This window comes from Cognatiluteimonas telluris (assembly GCF_011320095.1).
GTDB classification, from domain to species: Bacteria; Pseudomonadota; Gammaproteobacteria; order Xanthomonadales; family Xanthomonadaceae; genus Cognatiluteimonas; species Cognatiluteimonas telluris.
The window spans coordinates 15,366-31,956 of record NZ_JAANOY010000003.1 but is presented as its reverse complement, the minus strand read 5'-3'; the positions used below and the strand labels follow the sequence as shown (position 1 = coordinate 31,956).

The 16,591-nt window shown below is 67.4% G+C and carries 11 protein-coding genes and 2 pseudogenes; 7 read left to right on the top strand and 6 right to left on the bottom strand.

Features of this window, described 5'->3' with window-relative positions; translation table 11 throughout:
- Positions 1-28 precede the first annotated feature (28 nt).
- From G7B67_RS03285 to G7B67_RS03270, 4 genes are all read left to right on the top strand, one after another.
- Positions 29-2,149, top strand: coding sequence for a M13 family metallopeptidase (locus tag G7B67_RS03285; protein ID WP_425482405.1), 2,121 nt, complete (start codon positions 29-31; stop codon positions 2,147-2,149).
- Between the two features lie 121 nt (positions 2,150-2,270).
- Positions 2,271-4,340, top strand: a complete 2,070-nt coding sequence (locus G7B67_RS03280; protein WP_166207800.1) for a M13 family metallopeptidase — start codon at positions 2,271-2,273, stop codon at positions 4,338-4,340.
- A gap of 166 nt (positions 4,341-4,506) precedes the next feature.
- Positions 4,507-6,621, top strand: coding sequence for a M13 family metallopeptidase (locus G7B67_RS03275; protein ID WP_166207798.1), 2,115 nt, complete (start codon positions 4,507-4,509; stop codon positions 6,619-6,621).
- 145 nt (positions 6,622-6,766) lie between these two features.
- Positions 6,767-8,779, top strand: coding sequence for a M13 family metallopeptidase (locus tag G7B67_RS03270; RefSeq protein ID WP_166207795.1), 2,013 nt, complete (start codon positions 6,767-6,769; stop codon positions 8,777-8,779).
- Positions 8,780-8,925: 146 nt separating this feature from the next.
- Here G7B67_RS03270 and G7B67_RS03265 read toward each other — a convergent pair whose 3' ends face one another.
- Both G7B67_RS03265 and G7B67_RS03260 read right to left on the bottom strand, forming a co-directional pair.
- Positions 8,926-9,603, bottom strand: a complete 678-nt coding sequence (locus G7B67_RS03265) for a rhomboid family intramembrane serine protease (RefSeq protein ID WP_166207792.1) — start codon at positions 9,601-9,603, stop codon at positions 8,926-8,928.
- Positions 9,604-9,662: 59 nt separating this feature from the next.
- On the bottom strand, positions 9,663-10,025 hold the full coding sequence (locus G7B67_RS03260; RefSeq protein ID WP_166207789.1) for an MGMT family protein: 363 nt from the start codon (positions 10,023-10,025) through the stop codon (positions 9,663-9,665).
- A gap of 41 nt (positions 10,026-10,066) precedes the next feature.
- On the opposite strand from G7B67_RS03260, the gene G7B67_RS03255 reads away from it, so the two are divergent.
- Positions 10,067-10,477 carry a hypothetical protein gene (locus tag G7B67_RS03255; RefSeq protein WP_166207786.1) on the top strand — a complete coding sequence of 137 codons (411 nt, stop codon included), beginning with the start codon at positions 10,067-10,069 and terminating at the stop codon, positions 10,475-10,477.
- Between the two features lie 205 nt (positions 10,478-10,682).
- On the opposite strand, the gene G7B67_RS03250 is transcribed toward G7B67_RS03255, so the two are convergent.
- Together G7B67_RS03250 and G7B67_RS03245 are read right to left on the bottom strand one after the other, a co-directional pair.
- A complete protein-coding gene (locus G7B67_RS03250; RefSeq protein WP_166207783.1) occupies positions 10,683-11,804 on the bottom strand; it encodes an inorganic phosphate transporter in 1,122 nt (373 codons plus the stop codon).
- A gap of 10 nt (positions 11,805-11,814) precedes the next feature.
- Positions 11,815-12,441, bottom strand: a complete 627-nt coding sequence (locus G7B67_RS03245) for a DUF47 domain-containing protein (RefSeq protein WP_166207780.1) — start codon at positions 12,439-12,441, stop codon at positions 11,815-11,817.
- A 271-nt stretch (positions 12,442-12,712) separates the two neighbouring features.
- Between G7B67_RS03245 and G7B67_RS03240 the strand changes: the two genes are divergently transcribed.
- Together G7B67_RS03240 and G7B67_RS03235 are read left to right on the top strand one after the other, a co-directional pair.
- Positions 12,713-14,026: a hemolysin family protein gene (locus tag G7B67_RS03240; RefSeq protein WP_166207777.1), complete on the top strand. Its 1,314-nt coding sequence runs from the start codon at positions 12,713-12,715 to the stop codon at positions 14,024-14,026.
- Positions 14,001-14,648: an exopolysaccharide biosynthesis protein gene (locus G7B67_RS03235; RefSeq protein WP_166207772.1), complete on the top strand. Its 648-nt coding sequence runs from the start codon at positions 14,001-14,003 to the stop codon at positions 14,646-14,648. Before G7B67_RS03240 ends, G7B67_RS03235 begins: the two co-directional genes overlap by 26 nt.
- Positions 14,649-14,747: 99 nt before the next feature.
- Here G7B67_RS03235 and G7B67_RS13610 read toward each other — a convergent pair.
- Positions 14,748-15,491, bottom strand: a pseudogene (locus G7B67_RS13610) (putative bifunctional diguanylate cyclase/phosphodiesterase); the annotation flags it as partial.
- A 72-nt stretch (positions 15,492-15,563) separates the two neighbouring features.
- Positions 15,564-16,274, bottom strand: a pseudogene (locus G7B67_RS13605) (diguanylate cyclase domain-containing protein); the annotation flags it as partial.
- Between the last annotated feature and the right edge of the window lie 317 nt (positions 16,275-16,591).

Sequence of the window (16,591 nt, the reverse complement as noted above, 5' to 3'; positions counted from 1 at the left end):
CTGCTGCCCACCGGGCCGGAGTCCTAACGTGATCGTTCGCAAGCCACAGGTGTTGTTGCTCACCCTCGCCGTCACCGCCGCGCTGGCCGGTTGCCCGCAGCAGAAGACCGGGCCGGAGGCGGCCGCCGTCGCGCCCGCGGCCACCACGCCCGCGCCCCCCGCCGCCGAGTTGCCGCCGACCTCGGCGTTCGCGGTGTCCGACATCGATCCCTCGAAGAACATCTGCGACGACCTCGCCGAAGCCGTCAACAGCAAGTGGCTCGCCGCGCACCCGATCCCCGCCGACCGCACCACCTGGGGCAGCTTCGAGATGCTGACCGAGCGCTCGCTCGCCGCCAGCAAGCAGCTGGCCGAGGCCGCCGCGGCGAAGACCGACAACACCGGCGTCGAGAAGCTGGTCGGCGACATGTACGCCACCGGCATGGACGCCGCGAAGATCAACGCCGCCGGCATCACCCCGATCCAGCCGATGCTGGCGCGGATCGACACGCTCAAGACGCCGGCCGACATCGCGCAGTACATCCGCGAGTCCTTCGCCCAGGGCCTCGGCGACGGCTTCAACTTCTACTCCAACGCCGACTTCAAGGACTCGCAGCTGATGATCGCCTACGCCGACCAGGGCGGGCTGGCGCTGCCGGAGAAGGCCTATTACCTGCAGGACGGCCCGAAGGCCGGCGACGACAGCTACAAGAAAATCCGCGATGCGTACGTCGCCCATGTCAGCAGGCAGCTGCAGAACGCCGGCGTCGCCGCCGCCGACGCCGACAAGCAGGCCAAGGACGTGCTCGCGTTCGAGACGCGCCTGGCCAAGGCGTCGCTGTCGCCGATCGAGCAGCGCGACCCGAACAACCAGTACCACTTCGTCAGCGTCGCCGATGCCGACAAGGCGTCGCCGAACTTCCCGTGGTCGGAGTTCCTCAAGGCGCAGGGCGTCAACGTCGACGGTTTCTCGCTGTCGCAGCCGAAGTTCTTCGCCGAGTTCAACAAGATGATCAAGGACGTGCCTGCCGAGCAGTGGCAGGCCTACTTCCGCGCGCACACGATCGACGGCATGGCGCCGTACCTGTCGGACACGTTCGCCGACGAGCGCTTCGACTTCTTCGGCAAGACCCTGCGCGGGCAGCAGGAGCAGAAGCCGCGCTGGAAGCGCGTGCTCGACACCACCGAGGGTGGCGTGGGCGAAGCGCTGGGCCAGATGTACGTCAAGCAGTACTTCCCGCCGGAGTCCAAGGCGGAAATGACCAAGCTGGTCGACAACCTGCGCACCTCGCTCAAGGCGCGGCTGGAGAAGCTCGACTGGATGAGCCCGGAGACCAAGGCCAAGGCGATCGAGAAGTGGCAGAGCTTCATGCCCAAGATCGGCTATCCGGACAAGTGGCGTAGCTGGGATGGCCTGGCGACCTCGCGCGAGGGCTACGTGCAGAACGTGTTGTCGTCCACCAAGTACAACTACGACTGGATGATGGGCAAGGTCGGCAAGCCGGTCGACCGCACCGAGTGGGGCATGACGCCGCAGACGGTGAACGCCTACTACAACCCGCAGCAGAACGAAGTGGTGTTCCCGGCCGCGATCCTGCAGCCGCCGTTCTTCGATCCCAAGGCGGATCCCGCGCTCAACTACGGCGGCATCGGCTCGGTGATCGGCCACGAGATGCTGCATGGCTACGACGACCAGGGCAGCCAGTTCGACGCCAAGGGCAACTTCGCCAACTGGTGGCAGGCCGCCGACAAGAAGGGGTTCGAGGCGCGCACGGCCAAGCTGGTCAAGCAGTTCGACGACTACGTGTCGATCGACGGCATCCACGTCAAGGGCCAGCTGACGCTGGGCGAGAACATCGCCGACCTCGGTGGGACCACCGTGTCGTTCGACGCGCTGCAGAAGGCATTGGCCGATGCCGGCAAGTCGCCGGACGAAAAGATCGACGGCTACACCGAGAACCAGCGCTTCTGGCTCAACTGGGCCACGGTGTGGCGCCGCAACTTCCGTCCGGAAGAACTCAAGGTGCGGCTGAACACCGACCCGCACGCGCCGGCGAACTTCCGCGCGATCGGCGCGCCGTCGAACGAGCCTTCGTTCGCGCAGGCGTTCCAGTGCAAGTCCGGCGACAAGATGGTGCGACCGGATGACCAGCGCGTGGTGATCTGGTAAACAGCGGGCGCCAAGGCGCGTAGCGCATGCGGCGCGATGCCGCATGCGCCGCCCTCCCCTTGCAGCCGCACCGTGGCGGCTGCTTTTTTTTATCGCGCAGGCCGCGACCGACAGGACTCCAATGACCACACCGATCTTTCGACCGCTGGCGCTTGCCGCGGCGCTGGCCCTGTGCCTGTCCGGCAACAGCGCGGCACGCGCGACCGGGGCGAACGCCGCCACGCCCGTCTTCGACGTCGCCGACCTGGATGCTGGCGTCAGTGCCTGCAGCGACTTCAATGGCTTCGTCAACGGCAAGTGGGTGGCCGCCAATCCCATTCCGCCCGACCGCTCCCGCTGGGGCGCATTCGACGCGCTCGCCGAACAGAGCCTGGACGCGCAGCACGTCCTGGTCGACAAGGCCGACGCCGGTGCCGATGCCGCCAGTCCAGGATCGATCGAACAGAAGATCGGCTGGCTCTACCGTTCGGGCATGGATGAAGCCGCGATCGAAAGGGCAGGCTCCGCCCCGATCCAGCCCGAGCTTGCCGCCATCGACGCGCTCAGGACCCGGGCCGACGTCACGGCATGGCTGCGCACGGCGTTCGCGCGGGGCGAAAACCCCGGTTTCGATTTTGGCGCAGGAGCTGACTTCAAGGACGCGACCAGGCAGATCGCCTACGCCGAACAAGGCGGCCTCGGGCTGCCGACGCCGGATTACTACAGCGATGACGACAAGTCGGACATCCGCAAGGCGTACCTCGACTACATCGCACGCAGCTTCGAGCTGACGGGCGTCCCCGCGGTGCAGGCCCGGGCTAAGGCCGACGCGGTCCTCGGCATCGAGACGCGGCTGGCGAAAGCCTCGCTGTCGCGGGTGGAACTGCGCGATCCGAAGAACCGATACCACTTCGTCAGCGTCGCCGAGGCCGATGCGGCGATGCCCCACTTCGGATGGGCTGGATTCTTCAAGGCCCTCGACGTCCCCGTCGTCGACGGTTTTTCGTTGTCGCAGCCGAAATTCTTCGCCGAGTTCGATGCGATGCTCGCCGACGTTCCAGTGGCGCAATGGCGCGATTATTTCGCCTTCCATGCGATCGACGATGCCGCGCCGTACCTGTCCAAGCCTTTCCAGGAGGCCTCTTTCGGATTCTGGGGCAGGACCCTCGACGGCCAGCCGGAGCAGCGGGCCCGCTGGAAGCGCGTGCTCGACGCCGTCAACCACGGCATGGGTGAAGGCCTGGGGCAGCTTTACGTGCGCGAGTACTTCCCACCGCAGGCCAAGGCGCGCGCGCAGCAACTCGTCGACAACGTGCGCAATGCGCTCAAGGCGCGCATCGAGCACCTGGACTGGATGAGCGCCGAAACCAAGGCGAAGGCCCTGGCCAAATGGAGCACGTTCCTGCCGAAAATCGGCTATCCGGACAACTGGCGCGGCTGGGATGGGCTGGACATCAGGCCGGGCGACTACTTCGCCAACATGCGCGCCGCGCGGGCGTTCAACAATCGCTATGACCTGGACCATATCGGCAAGCCGACCGATCGCATGGAATGGCACATGACCCCGCAGACGGTCAACGCCTACTACAGCGCCAGCACCAACACGATCAACTTCCCCGCCGCGATCCTGCAGCCGCCGTTCTTCTATGCCGATGGCGACGACGCGATCAACTACGGCGGCATCGGCGCGGTGATCGGCCACGAGGCGAGCCACGGGTTCGACGACAAGGGCAGCCAGTTCGACGGCGCAGGCAACAACGTCAACTGGTGGACGGCCGCCGACCGCAGTGCGTTCGACGAGCGCACGGGCAGGCTGGTGTCGCAGTTCGACGGTTACGCACCGCTGGCCGCGCATCCCGACAAGCACGTCAACGGCAAGCTGACGCTGGGCGAGAACATCGCCGACCTCGGCGGCCTGGCCACGGCCTACGACGCGCTGCAGGCCGCGCTCGTCGCCAATCCCGACGAAGCGGCCTCCAAGATCGACGGCTACACGCAGGACCAGCGCTTCTTCCTCAACTGGGCACGGGTCTGGCGCGGCACCATCCGCGACGAGGCCCAACTGGTGCGCTTGAACACGGACCCGCATGCGCCAGCACAGTACCGCGCGATCGCCGCGCCCTCGAATTTGCCAGCGTTCGCGCAGGCGTTCCGGTGCAAGGCCGGCGATGCGATGGTCCGTCCCGGCGACCGGCGCGTCACCATCTGGTGACCGCCGGCCTGTAGCGCACCGCGATGGCATGCCGCCGCGCGCGGCCATGCCTTGCGGCCGTCACGGGCGCGCTGCCATCACCCCTCGCGGGATTTCCGCGACCCGCGTTTCACGTAGCAGCCAACGACCCACATTCACCCGTGCCATGCACGCCACCGGAATCACCATGACCCACGCGATCAAACCCACGACGCTCGCCATCGCCCTGCTCACCTCGCTCGCACTGTCCGGCTGCCCGAAGCAGGAAAAGGCCGACCAGCCGACGGCCGGCGCAAGCGCCGCGATGCCGGCCACAGCGCGCGTGCCGACCCTGGACGAAAGCCGCCTGCCGCCCGTGAACCGCTTCCAGGCCAGCGACCTGGACACCAGCAAGAATGCCTGCGCCGATTTCGGCGGCTACGTCAACGGCAAGTGGCAGGCGGCGAACGACATCCCGGGTGATCGCTCCAGCTGGGGCGCCTTCGACATGCTCGACGAGCGCTCGGTGGCCGTGCAGCACCAGCTCGCCGAACAGGCGGCCGCCGATCCCGGCGCGACCGGCGCTGAGAAGCTCGTCGGTGATTTCTGGGCGACCGGCATGGACGAGGCCAGGATCAACGCGCAGGGGATCGCGCCGCTGGGAGACCGCCTGGCTGCGATCGATGCGCTCACCGACAAGGTATCCATCGCCGATTACCTGCGCACCAGCTCGGCCAAGGGGGAGAACACGCTGTTCGACTTCGGCGCGGGTCCCGACTTCAAGGACTCGACCATGAACATCGCCTTTGCCACGCAGCGCGGGCTCGGCCTTCCCGACCGCGGCTATTACTTCGACAAGGACAAGAAGGACAAGCTCCAGGCCTACCAGGCGCACATCGCGAAGGTCCTGGAGCTGTCCGGCGTGCCGTCGGCCGATGCCGCGAAGCAGGCGGCGTCGGTGATCGCATTCGAGACGCAACTGGCGAAGGCGTCGAAGTCGCGCGAGGAGATGCAGCGCGACGTATCGATCTACTACAACCCGATGACCCCCGCGGCCGCCGACAAGCTGACGCCGAACTTCCCCTGGACGACGTTCTTCCAGTCACAGGGCGTGCCGCAACCAGCGATGTTCTCGCTGGCGATGCCGAAGTTCTTCCAGAAGGTCGACGCCATGCTTGCCGAGGTGCCGGCGGAGGACTGGAAGGCCTACCTGCGCTTCCACGCCGTCGACGAAGCCTCGCCTTACCTGGCCGACGCCTTCTCGCAGGAGAACTACGAGTTCTACAACAAGACCATGCGCGGCCAGAAGGAGCAGAAGGAACGCTCCAAACGCGTGCTTCGCGCCATCGGCGGCAACGTCGGCGAGGCGCTGGGGCAGACGTACGTCAAGGTCGCGTTCCCGCCCGAATCCAAGGCGCGGATGGAAGCGCTGGTGCAGAACCTGCGCGACGCGCTCAAGGCGCGGATCGAGAAGCTGGACTGGATGAGTCCTGAGACCAAGGAAAAAGCGCTTGCCAAGTGGGCCGCGTTCACGCCGAAGATCGGTTATCCGGACAAATGGCGCGACTGGACCGGGCTCGAGACCTCGCGCGACAGCTACATCGGAAACGTGCTGGCTGCCAACGAGTTCAACTACAAGTGGGACATCGGCAAGATCGGCAAGCCGGTGGATCGCACCGAGTGGGGCATGAGCCCGCAGACGGTCAACGCGTACTACAACCCGTTGCAGAACGAGATCGTCTTCCCGGCCGCCATCCTGCAGCCACCGTTCTTCGATCCCAAGGCCGACGACGCGGCCAACTACGGCGGCATCGGCGCGGTGATCGGGCACGAGATGACGCATGGTTACGACGACCAGGGCAGCCGCTTCGGGCCGACGGGCAATTTCGAGAACTGGTGGACGCCGGCTGATGCCAAGGGCTTCGCCTCGCGTACCGACAAGCTGGTCAAGCAGTTCAACGGTTACGAGGCGGCGCCCGGCCTGCATGTCAATGGCAAGCTGACGCTGGGCGAAAACATCGCCGACCTCGGCGGCATCAACACCGCCTTCGATGCGATGCACAAAGCTACCGCCGACAGCCCCGATCCCATGACCGACGGGCTGACCCGCGACCAGCGCTTCTTCATCAACTGGGCCACCGTCTGGCGCAGCAAATACACGCCCGATTACCTGAAGGTGATCGTCAACACCAACGAGCACGCGCCACCGGATTTCCGCGCCATCGGCGCGCCGTCCAACATGCCGGCGTTCGCCCGGGCATTCAGCTGCAAGGCCGGGGATGCGATGGTCCGCGCCGACGACAAGCGGGTAGTGATCTGGTAGACGGCGCATTCCGGCCGCGCCGCTGGCAACGAACGAAAAGCCCGGGAAACCGGGCTTTTCGTAACCAGCGGAACGCGATCCCGGTTCATCGTCCGCGCAGGCGCGCTTGCTACACTCGGCCGATCCCAACGAACGACCTCCAACGATGCCGACTCCGCGCCCGCTTTCCCTCGCGCTCTGCCTGGTCCTGGTGGCTAGCCTGTCGATGAATGTCGCGCTGGCGAAGTCAAGGAAGAAATCCAGTTCCAGGGGACCTTCGACCAGCCTTGCCTGCAGCGACTTCTACTCGCAGGCCAATGCCGACTGGTTGAAGGCGAATGCGGTCGCCGGCTCGGGCATGCAGTCGGCGCTCGGGGTGCTGGCGCAGCATGCACAGCAGCAACAGATCGACCTGCTCAACGCCGACATGCAGGGCACCCAGGCAGGCGTTGCGAAACTGCTCGGCGACTTCTGGGCAAGCGGCCTGGATGAAGCGGCGGTCGAGCGCGACGGCGCGGCGCCGATCGCGCCACTGCTGTCGCGCATCGATGCGATCCGCCGCAGCAAGGACGTGCCGGCGGCGATCGCCGCGCTGCACCAGGTCGGGATCCCGGTCGCCTTCAACTTCAGCGCCGACGTCGACCTCCGGGATCCTTCGCGCCACCTGGGTTATTTCAGCCAGGGAGGACTGGGCCTGCCCGATCCGGCTTACTACACGCGCACCGATGCCGACACCCGCGCGCTCCTCGCCCGCTACACCGATTACGTCTCCAGGATCCTTGCCCTCACCGGCAGCAAGCCTGACCAGCTCAAGGCCGCCACCCAGGCCGTGCTCGACCTGGAAACGCGCATCGCGCAGGCATCGCGTCCCCTGGCCACGCTCGGCGACCCCCGCGCCAACTACGCCCAGGTCGCGACCAGCACGCTGGGCAAGCAGTACCGGCACTTGCAACTGGGGGATTTCCTCAAGGCGCAGGGCGTGAGCGACGACGCGGTGTCGCTGGCCAATCCGCAGCTGTTCGCGCAACTCGACGCGCTGGTCGACGGCCTCAAGCCCGCGCAATGGAAGACCTACCTGCGTTACCAGGTCGGCGCGGCGATGGCGCCATACCTCTCCAAGGCGTGGCGTGACGTCGACTTCGCCTTCCGCGGCCAGGTGCTGCGTGGGGAAACGGCGCCGGCGCCACGCCAGCAGCAGGTACTCGATGCGATCAACCTTGCCGCCGGACCGATGCTGGGGCGCGAGTACGTCGGTCGTTATCTTCCGGGGGCAACGAAGGCGCGCGCGGTCGAGATCGCCGGCCAGGTGCGCGATGCGCTTGGCCGCGGAATCGACCGCAATACCTGGATGAGCCCGCAGGCCAAGACCGAGGCCAAGGCCAAGCTGGCCAGGCTCAGGATCGAAGTCGGCGCGCCGACGCGCGATCTCGACTACAGCGTGCAGCCGATGGGTCGCGGCAGCTTCGGTGCCAACATGCTGATCGCATCCACCTGGCGCCATCGCGAGGAGATGCGCCGCATCGGCCGCGACAACGCCGACCGCCGCTGGGACGTGCTGCCCCAGCAACCGGCGCTGGCCTACGACATCCCGCAGAACCGGCTGATCGTGACCGCCGCGATGCTGCAGGCGCCGGTGCTGGACATGGCGCAGGATCCGGCCGCGCAGTACGGCGCCTTCGGTGCGCTGGTCGGGCATGAACTCACCCACGGATTCGATGCCAGCGGGCGCATGGTCGATGCCTCTGGCAACGTGCGCGACTGGTGGACGCCGGTCGACGCCGCCGGTTGGGAAACGCGCAGCGCGAAGCTGGTGTCGCAATACGGCGCCTACGCCTGGCCCGGCCTGACCGGGCTGAAGGTCGACGGCCGCCGCACGCGCGATGAAAACGCCGCCGACCTTGCCGGCGTGGACCTGGCCTGGGATGCATTGACCACCGCGCAGCCGACGCTCGCCAGCGCCGGCAGGCAGGCGTTCTTCCAGGGCTGGGCGCGGCTATGGCCGCAGCAGATGTCCAGCGACGTCGCGCTGGCGATGTCGTCTTCCAACATGCATGCCCCCGGCCAATGGCGCGCCAACGGCCCGCTGGCGAACGAACCGGCGTTCGGCAGCGCGTTCTCCTGCAAGTCCGGCACGCCGATGCAGCGATCGACCAGCGAGCAGGTATCGATCTGGCGCTGATGCGCTCGATTCCACAGATGGGTTCTAGCGGCAGGCTGCCCGCGCGCCTGCCGCCAAGCCAGGGCGCGGACCGGTGTCCAGGCCACCGGATGTGCTTGAAAAGCGCGCCGGGAGCCGCTCCGGGAAAACGCGGGTGGTAGCCGCGCTCAGCGCACGATCCGCGGCCGCCTACGGCCACCGCCGCCCTTGCCGAACGGTGGCTGCCCGCGCCAGTAGCGGATCAGCAACCAGCCGAACAACATGCCGCCCAGGTGGGCGAAATGCGCGACACCGGGTTGCAGGCCGGTCGCGCCGAGCAGCAGCTCGATCGCGCCGTAGACGATCACCAGCGTGCGTGCCTTCATCGGAATCGGCGGGATGAGCAGCATCACGCGCTGGTTCGGGAACAGCATCCCGTAGGCGAACAGCAGGCCGAACACGCCGCCGGAGGCACCGATCGTGGGATAGAACGCGCCGCCGTTGCGCGCGACCCACGACGCGACCACCAGCTGGCACAGGCCCGCACCGACCACGCAGACCAGGTAATAGGCAAGGAAGCGCCGGTTGCCCCAGGTGTATTCGAGCGGCGCACCGAACATGAAGAGCGCAAGCATGTTGAAGGCGACGTGCGCGAAGCTGCCATGCAGGAAGCCGTACGTCAGCAGCTGCCACGGCATGAAGCCCGGCGTGGTGAATGGATTGCCGGCGCCCAGGACATCGCCGCCGCCCAGCGGCCACAGCATGAAGGGCACGAAGGTCGCGTCGCCCAGCACCAGCTGCAACAGGAACACCAGGCCGTTGGCGATCAGCAACGCCTTGGTGACGGGGGGCATGTTGGAAAACATCGACGGCGATCCAGTGGCGTGCAGCCGCCATGATACCGGCCAGGTGCGTGCGCGAAGGGTCAGCGCACGCCCCAGACCTCGGCATCGAGGTCCAGCGGGCGCGCGGGCATCCGCACGCGCCCCTCGCGCACGGTCACGCCCTCGGCGCGCAGGCGCCTGCCCTGTTCCAGGAAACCCTCGGAGCCGACCGGGAACGCGATCCGGCCATCGGAGCGCAACACCCGGTGCCAGGGCAGTGTCGGGTCGGTATTCGTGCTCAGCACGCGGGCGGCCAGTCGCGCGCGCCCGGGCAAGCCGGCGCGACGGGCGACCTCGCCATAGCCGGCCACCTGCCCGCGCGGAATCGCGCGCACGGCGGCGAGCAGCCGATCGACCGCGGAATCGGCATCGCCCGGCGCTGGATCGTCACCCCGCTTGCCCATCCGGATTAGGATAGCCGCCCTCCCCCGCGAACAGACCGTCCATGGACAACTTCGAGAAGATCCGTGGCCACCTGGCCACCAGCGCGTTCCGCATCACCATGCAGGAGCCCTACGTGGTCTGCGTCGAGCTGTCGCTGGACAACGGCCGCCGCCACCAGGCGATCTTCCTGTCGGAACTGCAGGACGACGATTCGCGCTGCTTCCTGCGCGTGAGCACCGCGGTGGCGCCGACCACCGGCATCGACTGCCGCCGCGCGCTGGGGTTCAACTGGGAAAGCCGCGTCGGCTACCTGGCCATCGGCGACCTCGACGGCGTGCCCTACCTGCAGCTGTGCGAGAACCGGCCCTACGAGGGCCTGACCTCGGCCGAAGTCGACCGGCTGGTACTGGAGATCGGTGGCCTGGGCGATCGCATGGAGCGCGCGCTGTCGGCCGGCGGCGACCTGTTGTAGCCGAGCGCGTGGCCGACGCGATGCGTCGAAACAGCTTGCCCCGGCAGGAGCGGCCTGAGCCGCGAGCTTTTGACCCGCGCCTCGAACAATGTTTTGCCTGGAACAGAAGCTCGCGGCTGAAGCCGCTCCTCCCAAGAGCAGCCGCGCCTGCCAAGAACAGCCGCACCTGCCGAACGACAGCCGTCCCCGCGGCCGCCGATCCCGCTTAATGCCAGCCCATCGCTTCGAACAGCTTCAGCAATCCATACGCCATGCCGCCTGCCGCGGGAATCGTCAGGATCCACGCCCAGACGATGCGTTCGATGACGGTGAGCTTGAGCTGGCGCGGATTCTTGGCGAAGCCCACGCCCATGATCGTGGTTGACACGCTGTGGGTGGTGGACACCGGCATGCCGTAATGCGCGGCGATGGTGAGGATCGTCGCCGAACTCGTATCGACGGCGAAACCATGGATCGGATGCAGCTTGACCATCTTGTGGCCGAGGGTCTTGATGATCTTCCAGCCACCCGACGCGGTACCCGCGGCCATCACCACCGCACAGGTGAACACGATCCACAGCGCCACGCCACTGCCCGAATGCGCGCCGGGATGCATGAAGGACAACCAGCCCGGCAGGTCCTTCAGCGCGCCGCTGGCTTCGGCGCCATAGAGCGTCAGCGCGATCACGCCCATCGTCTTCTGCGCATCGTTGTGGCCGTGCGCATAGCCCATGTAGGCGGCCGACAGGATCTGCACCTTGCCGAAGAACGCATTCACCCAGCGCGGCCGCGCCAGCCGTCGCAACACGCCCCCGGCGTGCGACATGCCGGAAATCACCGCCCACAGGAACACCATCATCGACAGCCCGAGCAGGAAGCCCGCGATCGGCGAGGCGACCATCGGCAGGAACACCTTCCACACCAGGCCCTTGTTCGCGGTCCAGCTGCCGAAGTCGCGCGACCAGATCAGCGCGTCCCAGTTGTTGTGGGCAGCCGACAATGCGGCGCCGCACAGGCCACCGATCAATGCATGCGACGAGGACGACGGCAGGCCGAGCCACCAGGTGATCAGGTTCCAGCCGATCGCGCCGAGCAGCGCGCTGAACATCACCAGCAGGCCCGGGTCGACGATGTCGGTGTTGACGATGCCGGTGGCGATCGTCGCCGCGACCGCGGTGCCGGTCAGCGCGCCGAACAGGTTCATCACCGCCGCCAGGATCACTGCCTGGCCGGGCGACAGCACTTTGGTGGCGACGGAGGCCGCGATCGAATTCGCGGTGTCGTGGAAGCCGTTGATGAATTCGAACAGCAGCGCGGTCGCAACGACCACCAGCACGAGGGTCAGCATCGCCGGCGTCTCAGCTGTTCTTCAGCACGATCTGGTAGGCGACCACGCCGGCCTCGCGGCAGCGGTCGATCGCCTTTTCCAGGATCTCGAAGAACTCCTTGAGCAGGAACATCTCGCCGGCATCAAGCCGCCCGGAATAGATGTCGCGGTGCAGTTCCAGGATCAGCCGGTCGGCTTCGGCCTCGAGCACGCGCAGGCGGTCGTTGAGCTGCTTCATGCGCTCCAGGCCCATGTGCCGCAGTTCCTCGACCATCTCCACGACAACGCCGGCGGCCTGCTCGAGCATCGCCGCGCGCGGCGCGAAGTCGATGCCGTCCAGCCGGTGGCGCGCCAGCGCATAGCGGTCGGCGAAGCGCTCGACCTGCTTGGGGATCTTGTACAGGGCCGAGGCCAGCGCCTCGATGTCCTCGCGCTCGATCGGGGTGATGAAGCTGTCGACCAGCGCCTGGCTGATCTTGTCCGCGGCCACCCGCTCGCGCTGGCGGGCCAGCTTGAAGGCCTCCAGCCCGGGGGTGCGCTCGGGTGCCTTGAGCATCTCGTGCAAGGCCTTGGTGCTGTCGTGGGCGGCCACCGCCGCCTCGTCGAGCAGCGCGAAGAACTGCTTGCCTTGGCCGAAGATCGTCTGCAGGGAAAACATGGGCGGCCCCGGAAGAAAGTGCGGCAAGGATATGTCGGGAATGTGACGGTTTCATTGCGCCGTCATCCCTCCCCGCCCCTGGCGGCCATCGCGGCCGGGCCCGCCGGGCCGCGATATGATGCCGGCGCGCTCCGGCGCGAACCATGGACGACGCCTCCCCCTCCCCCGCCGCAATGCCGTTGCGCCCCGTCGACCCGGCGTCGCCGGCCGCGCCCTGCCCGCGATCCGCGCGTCTCCAGCTCGGTCGCCCCCCGCAACCGGAGCGCAGCGCGTGCTCCAGCTGCTGATCGTCCTGGTCCTGATCCTGTGCAACGCCTTCTTCGCGATGTCGGAGATGGCGGTGCTGACTTCGCGCAAGAGTCGGCTCAAGCACCTGGCCGAAACCAGCCGCGCCGCGCGCAAGGCGCTGCACCTGGCCGAGCATCCCGAAAGCTTCCTGTCCGCGGTGCAGTTGTGGATCAGCCTGCTGAGCCTGCTGATCGGCTACTTCGGCGGCGAATCGATGGGCGAGAAGATCGCCGAGCCGCTGAAGCAGGTGCCGCTGCTGGCGCCCTATGCCGGCCAGATCGGCTTCGCCGCCGGCTTCCTGGTGATGCTGTTCCTGTTCGGGCTGGTCGGCGAACTGGTGCCCAAGCGCATCGGCACGCTGCGGCCCGAGCAGATCGCCACCGCGGTCGCCTACCCGATGGATTTCTTCGCCAAGGCGGCCAAGCCGGTGGTGCTGGCGCTGTCGTTCTGCACCCGCAGCGTGATGCGGCTGCTGGGCCTGGACAAGGGCGGGGATTCGACCATCACCGAAGAGGAAATCCGCATGCTGGTGAGCGAAAGCCACGAGCAGGGCGTGATCGATTCGGACGAGCGCAACATGATGCACCGGGTCATGCGCCTGGGCGACCGGACCGCCGACAGCATGATGACCCCGCGCACGCGCATCGCCTGGCTCGACGCCGGCGCAAGCCTGGAGGAAAACCTCGCGACGATGCGCCAGACGCCGTACTCGCGCTATCCGGTGTATCGCGACAGCGACTCCGACGTGCTCGGCGTGCTCGAGGTCAAGACCCTGCTCGACCGCCTAGACCAGACCCAGCCGCAGCTGTTTTCCAGCCTCAAGCAGGCGGTCTTCGTGTCCGAGTCCACGCACGCGCTGAAGCTGCTGGAGATCTTCCGCGAGGAGCAGCAGTCGCTGGCGCTGGTGGTCGACGAATACGGCGACGTCACCGGCATGGTCACGCTCAATGACCTGATGGGCGCCGTGCTCGGGCGCATGCAGTCCGGCGAGAGCGCCGATGCCGAGGCGCTCGTGGTCGAGCGCGAGGACGGTTCGCTGCTGGTCGACGGTTCGCTCCCGGTCGACGACCTGCGCGACCTGCTCGGTGGCCGGGCGTTGCCGGGCGAGGACGATTACGACTACCACACCGCCGCCGGCATGGTGATCGCGCACTTCGGGCGCATCCCGCATGCCGCCGAGCACTTCGATTGGGACGGCTGGCGCATCGAAGTGGTCGACCTCGACGGTCCGCGCATCGACAAGCTGCTGCTGCAGCGCGTGATCGCGGCCGATGCCGACCACGGCAGCGGTGGCTGAGCACGCGCCCCCCGCGCGCGAACCGGGCGTGCGCGCGCTGCTGGACGGATTCGCATCCGGCGATCCCGATGAGATCCTGAGCCTGCAGAGCCTGCTGTCCGGGCTGGACCGGCGCGCATTCGGGATGCTGCTGTTCATCGCCACCCTGCCGGCCTTCATCCCGGTGCCGGTCGGTGGCGCGGTCAGCGGCCCGCTGGTGATGCTGATCGGCATCCAGCTGCTGGCGGGCCTGCACCGGCCCTGGCTACCGAAATTCGTCTCGCGCCGTGGCCCGCACCGGCGGGTACTGGCACGGTTCGACCGCCTGCTCTCGCCATGGCTGGCACGGATCGAATCGCTGTTGCGGCCACGACTGCCGCAACTGATCGATACACGCGCGGCCACGATGCTCACCGGGTTGGTGCTGCTGCTGCTCGGCCTGCTGCTGTCGCTGCCGATCCCGTTGACCAACTACCTGTTCGGTGCGCTGCTGCTGGTCTTCGCGCTGGCATTGCTGGAACGCGACGGCGTGCTGGTGCTGGCTGGGTGGATCGCCGGCAGCACCGCGATCGTGGTCTTCGGCGTGCTGTCCGGCAACCTGGCCGCGGTCACGATGCGCTGGTTCGCGACGGTGTTTTCGTAGCCTTCCGCGGCGACCCTTGCCCCGCAGCGTCCCGCAGCCACGGTTCCGCGCCGCCCGCGTGGTCGAACGGCTTGCATCCTGACTGCTGCTGCCAGCGCGCTAGGCCAGCAGCCTGGTGAATTCCTGCATGGTCAGCGGCTTGCCCATGAGGAAGCCCTGCGCCAGGTCGCAGCCGCGATCGCGCAGGATGTTGAATTGGCCTTCCTGCTCGACACCTTCGGCAACCACCGTGATCCCGAGCGAATGCGCCATCGCGATGATGGCCGTCGTGAGTGCCAGGTCGTCCGGGTCCCGCAACACGTCGGCAACGAAACTCCTGTCGATCTTGACCCCGTCGATCGGAACGCGGCGCAAATGGCTCAGCCCGGAGAACCCGGTGCCGAAATCGTCCAGCCACACCTTGACGCCCGTGGCACGCAACCGCGCAAGCAAGGTGCTGGCCAGCAGCTCATCGCCGATCACCGCGGTTTCGGTCAGCTCCAGGTGCAGGTTCGGCGCGGCCAGGCCGGTCGCGCGCAGGATGCTGGCGACCTGGTCGGGCAAGGCACCGGTACGCAACTGGCGCGGAGACACGTTGACCGAGACGAACAGCCCCTCGCCCTTGCTGAATTCGTTGCGCCAGCGCATCGCATCGCGGCAGGCGGCGCTGAGCACCTGAGGACCGATGGTTTCGATCAGGCCAGTCTGTTCGGCGACATCGATGAACACCGAGGGTGCGATCAACCCCTGCTGGGGATGCTGCCAGCGCAGCAGCGCTTCGGCCCCGACGAGCTTGCGGTCCTCCAGTCGCAGGATCGGCTGGTAGGCCACGCTCAGTTCGCCACGCTCCCACGCGCCGCGCAGGTCCTGCTCCATCCGTACCCGGCGCTCGACCGCCTGGTCCATCGCGCGGCTGTAGAAGCGGTAGCAGCTCTTGCCGGCGACCTTGGCCTGGTACATCGCGATGTCGCCGTTCTTCATCAGCATCGTCGAGCCAGTGGCGTCATCCGGGAACAAGGTGATGCCGATCGATGTGCCCAGGAACACCTGCCGGTCCTGCACCAGGATCGGCCGCGCCAGCTCCTCCACCAGCGTTTCGGCCAGTGCGCTGGCCAGCGTCCGTGCGTCGCCCCCGGGTCCGTCGCCTGCCTCCAGCAGGATGACGAATTCATCCCCGCCGAAGCGCGCCAGCAGCGCGTGGTTGCTGCCGTAGCGCTCGACCGCCGTGCGGATGCGGTTGGCGAAGCGCAACAGGACTTCGTCGCCGACATCGTGTCCGAGGGTGTCGTTGATGCGCTTGAAATCGTCGATGTCGGCGAACAGCAGTGCCAGCTGCCGTCCCACCCCGCGCAACTGCAGCAGCCGCTGGTCGAGGCTTTCGCGGAACGCGAGCCGGTTGGCCAGCCCTGTGAGGGCATCGGTGTAAGCCATGCGCCGGATGTCGCGGTCGTGCCGCGCCACGCTGGTACCCATGCGCCCGAAGGCACGCACCAGTTCACCGATCTCGTCCTGCCGCTTGCTTTCGGGGACCACGGCGCCGTAATTGCCGCTCTCGAATTCGTGCGCCACCGCGGCCAGCTGCCGGATTGGACGCACCAGCGCACGCTGCAACACCAGGCTCGCCAGCCCGCCCAGGGCCACCAGCATCGCCAGCAACGCCGCCACCCAGAGCAGGTCGTTGGCGCCAATCTCGCGCAGCCGCGCGGCCAGCGACTGGGTCGCGCGCGACTCGTCGCTACGCATCGATGCCAGCGAGTAGCCGACCCGCACGCCACCCAGTCGTGCATCACCGACCTGGATCGGGTTGGAAATATCAAGCACCCGGTCGGTCCATTGCACGTGCAGCCCCGGTGCCTGCAATGCTTCGTACGCGAGCGGATCGTGCATCGACTCGCTGTAGGCAGCCACCGCGCCGCTGCCCTCCTGGATGATGTCGCCCCGTGTGTCGTAGACGATCACGTAGG

Bases quoted from the DNA above. Each gene is read 5' to 3' on its own strand.
- G7B67_RS03265 (WP_166207792.1), bottom strand. From the start codon at position 9,603: ATGTTTTCCAACATGCCCCCCGTCACCAAGGCGTTGCTGATCGCCAAC.
- G7B67_RS03275 (WP_166207798.1), top strand. From the start codon at position 4,507: ATGACCCACGCGATCAAACCCACGACGCTCGCCATCGCCCTGCTCACC.
- G7B67_RS03260 (WP_166207789.1), bottom strand. From the start codon at position 10,025: ATGGGCAAGCGGGGTGACGATCCAGCGCCGGGCGATGCCGATTCCGCG.
- G7B67_RS03255 (WP_166207786.1), top strand. From the start codon at position 10,067: ATGGACAACTTCGAGAAGATCCGTGGCCACCTGGCCACCAGCGCGTTC.
- G7B67_RS03245 (WP_166207780.1), bottom strand. From the start codon at position 12,441: ATGTTTTCCCTGCAGACGATCTTCGGCCAAGGCAAGCAGTTCTTCGCG.
- G7B67_RS03280 (WP_166207800.1), top strand. From the start codon at position 2,271: ATGACCACACCGATCTTTCGACCGCTGGCGCTTGCCGCGGCGCTGGCC.
- G7B67_RS03235 (WP_166207772.1), top strand. From the start codon at position 14,001: ATGCCGACCACGGCAGCGGTGGCTGAGCACGCGCCCCCCGCGCGCGAA.
- G7B67_RS03250 (WP_166207783.1), bottom strand. From the start codon at position 11,804: ATGCTGACCCTCGTGCTGGTGGTCGTTGCGACCGCGCTGCTGTTCGAA.
- G7B67_RS03270 (WP_166207795.1), top strand. From the start codon at position 6,767: ATGCCGACTCCGCGCCCGCTTTCCCTCGCGCTCTGCCTGGTCCTGGTG.